Annotated in this window: 3 protein-coding genes; 2 read left to right on the top strand and 1 reads right to left on the bottom strand. The window is 68.1% G+C overall.

The features are described 5' to 3' along the window. Positions 1-830: zf-HC2 domain-containing protein (locus Q1V78_RS08975; protein WP_300613746.1), on the top strand; the 830-nt coding region annotated here is incomplete at its 5' end. Between the two features lie 13 nt (positions 831-843). Here the strand turns inward: Q1V78_RS08975 and Q1V78_RS08970 are convergent. Continuing rightward, complete coding sequence (locus tag Q1V78_RS08970) at positions 844-2,346, bottom strand: phospholipid carrier-dependent glycosyltransferase (protein WP_300613748.1); 1,503 nt, start codon at positions 2,344-2,346, stop codon at positions 844-846. Positions 2,347-2,411: 65 nt separating this feature from the next. On the opposite strand from Q1V78_RS08970, the gene Q1V78_RS08965 reads away from it, so the two are divergent. Next, positions 2,412-3,194 (top strand): 16S rRNA (cytidine(1402)-2'-O)-methyltransferase (locus Q1V78_RS08965; RefSeq protein WP_300613744.1); only part of this gene is annotated, 783 nt, incomplete at its 3' end.

Genomic DNA, 3,194 nt, shown 5'->3' with positions numbered 1-3,194 from the left:
GGAGCATAAGGTCTGTGGAATGCGCAGAAGTTCGGGCAGCGCTCTCGGCGCGGCTAGACGGCGAGGACGCCGCGGTGCCGGGAGAGATCGTGGACGCCCACGTGGCCCAGTGTGAGGAGTGCCAGGCGTGGTACGCGCAGGTGACCGCGATCGGGCGCGACCTGCGGCTGCGGGCCAACCCGCCTGCGCCGACCCAGGGCGCTGGCGCGGATCTCGCGGCCAAGGTGCTGCAGGCGGCCGAGGAGCTCCCGGATGTCGGTGGCGATATTCGCCGGCGGCAGCTGCCGCTGCTGGGAGCACGCATCGCGCTGTCGGTGCTCGCGGTCGTCTATTTCCTTTGGGCGATCCTCCTGTTTGCTGGCTCGACCGCGGGCACCGCGGATCCCGCGCAGCTCTACGAGGCGATCCGGCCGGGGGAGGGTCCGCAAGCGGGGGCCGCGGATCCGGAGCTCGCGAAATACATGATCGATGCGGCCATCAGCCGCTTCGCCCTGGGTGCGGGTCTGGCCTGGGCGTCCTGGGCGCCACGTGCTGCCGGCGGGCTGCTGCCGATCTACCTGGGGATGTGGGCCTTCGGCGGGGGCTTCGCGACCCGCGACATCATCATGGGGCTGGCGGGTGGCACCGGGGTGGACGCGGAGCTCATCGGCAGCCTCGCCATTCACCTCGCTGCGGTGATCGCGCTTGTGACCTGCTGGCTCTCCCGGCACCATACGATCCGGCCGCTGCGTGATTCCTGGCACGTGCTTTCAGCCAAGCCGATGAACTTTTCCGCGGTGGATGCCGAGGAGCATTCTCGCTACTATCCCGGCGATCACCGCCGCAGCTAGCCGACCGAGACCCCTAGTGCCAGGAAGGTAGCCACATGCGGGCTGCCCACTCGGCGGGGCTCAGCGGCATTGCCGTGTACAGCGGCAGGAAGAATAGGAAATTCCACACCGCAAAGCCCAAGTACGCCACCACCAGCACCAGTCCGGCGTGGGCCTGCAACCATGCCACCGGGCGGTGCTTGCTGCTCGGCGCCATGCGCCATCCCAGGACACGGCCGCAGATCAGCGCCAGACCGATGATGAGGAAGGGCGCGAGGTTCAGCGCATAGAAGAGGTACATCTGGCGGTCGGTATTCAGCAGCCACGGCAGGAATCCGGTGGCGAAACCCACGACCGGCACGACCCACACCAGATCCCGGAACCGGGCCAGGCGGTAGCAGCCATAGGCCAGCACCAGCACGGTGGGGAACCAGATCGCCGGCGTTCCAACCAGTAGCTCCACGGTGCGGGTGCCGTCCTCGTGGCTGAGGTTGTAGTACATCAGCCCGCGGGTGGAGGCCAGCCAGGACCAGGGCTTCGATTCCCACGGGTGGTTGTGACCGTTCGAATTGGTCAATTCCGAGTGAAAGCGCAGCACTGACACGTGGTAGTAGAGGAAGTTCAGGAAAGAATCCGGCAGGAATCCCAGCGGGGATTCGGCCAGCGCGGTGGCGTCCTCGACGAGCCCCGACTCCACCGCGTGCCGGTACACGGAGGTCTCGCTGCCGAACCACGCCCGCCAGGACAGCAGGTAGCAGCACACCGGGATGATGACGACCGCGAAGAAGTGCGGCGGGGCGTCCCGAAGCAGCGCCCCCAGCAGCGGACGGCGCACGCCGTAACGCCAACGCCGGTGCGCATCCAGGGCCACGAGAACCACGCCGAAGAAGGCCATGTAGTACAGCCCGGACCACTTGATCGCCAGCGTGCCACCGAGCGCGATGCCGGCGGCGAAGCGCCACCAGCGGAAGCCCAACCGCGGGCCAGCCGGAAAATCCCCGATTCGGCCCTCACGGAACATGGCCCGGTAGCGGCGCTCCATCTCCTCGTGGTCGCGAACCAGGACGTACACGGCGGCCACCAGGAAGAGCGTTTGGAAGTGATCCAACATCCCGGAACGGCTGGTCAGCAGCAGAATGCCATCGGAGAGGGCGAGCACGCCGGCCAGCAAGCCGACCAGGTCCGAGCGGGATAATCGCCGGGCGATGCCCGCGATCAGGCAGACCACCGCCACGCCTGCCAGCGCGGCGCACACCCGCCAGCCGAAGGGGGTATAGCCAAAGACCCCCATTCCGGCAGCCATGATTTCCTTGGCCAGCGGCGGGTGAACGACCAACCCATAGCCGGGGTTATCCTCGATGCCTCCCAGCACCAGGTGATCCCAGCCTCGCAGGATCTGCCAGGCCTGGGGGACATAGTGCTTTTCATCGAAGACCGGGGTGCCGCCGTCGGTGGGGGAGCCCAGATTGACCAGGCGCAGCAGGGCGGCGAACGCGACCAGCAGAAGCTGAATGATCGCCCAGCGGCGCTGGTTCATCCGCTGATTCGGCTGGCCCACGCGGGGCTCAACTGGCCCGGGGGCCGGCACCGGGGAGGTCTTCGTTGTCACAGGGAAAGCTTATCCGATGTGGATTTTGGTTTAAGCGGTGCCATGCTGGTGGCATGAGCCCCGCACCTACGCACTCCCGCACCATTGACGCCCCAGCCCCGGACTTCGGCCACCTGTGGGAACAGGCCTGTGCCAATCCGCCGCTGCCGGACGGCGGCATCATCTTGGCTGCCACGCCCCTGGGCAACCCGCAGGATGCGTCGATCCGACTCCTCCACGCCCTGGCCACCGCGGACGTGATCGCGGCGGAGGACACCCGCCGCAGCCGCGCGCTCGCTGACGCGTTGGGGGTGAGCATTCGCGGCAAGGTACTCTCCAATTTCGATCACAACGAGGAGCATCGCGCCGAGGAGCTCGTCGATGCCGCGGCAGCTGGTCAGCGGGTGCTGGTCATCACGGACGCGGGCATGCCCTCCGTGTCGGACCCGGGTTTTCCCGCCGTGGTCGCAGCCCACCGGCGCGGCGTCCCGGTGACCTGCCTGCCGGGCCCCTCCGCGGTGCCGACGGCGCTGGCGCTCTCCGGGATCGGGGTCGGCCACTTCCGCTTCCTGGGGTTTGCGCCGAGGAAGGACGGACAGCGCCGCCAGTTCTTCGACGCCGCCCGCAGCGGGGACGAGGCCGTCTGTTTCTTCGACTCACCCCACCGGCTGGCCTCCACGCTCGAGATTGCCGCTGAGGTGCTGGGGGCGGAACGGGAGGCGGCCGTGTGCCGGGAGCTCACTAAGACCTTCGAGGAGGTCAAGGCGGGCACGCTCGCGGAGCTCGCCGAGTGGGCA

The sequence above is a fragment of the Corynebacterium sp. genome, assembly GCF_030152825.1.
In the GTDB taxonomy this organism is placed as follows: Bacteria; Actinomycetota; Actinomycetes; order Mycobacteriales; family Mycobacteriaceae; genus Corynebacterium.
The sequence above is the reverse complement of the archived record's forward strand: the minus strand, read 5'-3'. Positions and strand labels throughout refer to the sequence as shown.

Coding starts and splice junctions, on each gene's coding strand:
- Q1V78_RS08970 (WP_300613748.1), bottom strand. CDS start 2,346: ATGAACCAGCGCCGCTGGGCGATCATTCAGCTTCTGCTGGTCGCGTTC.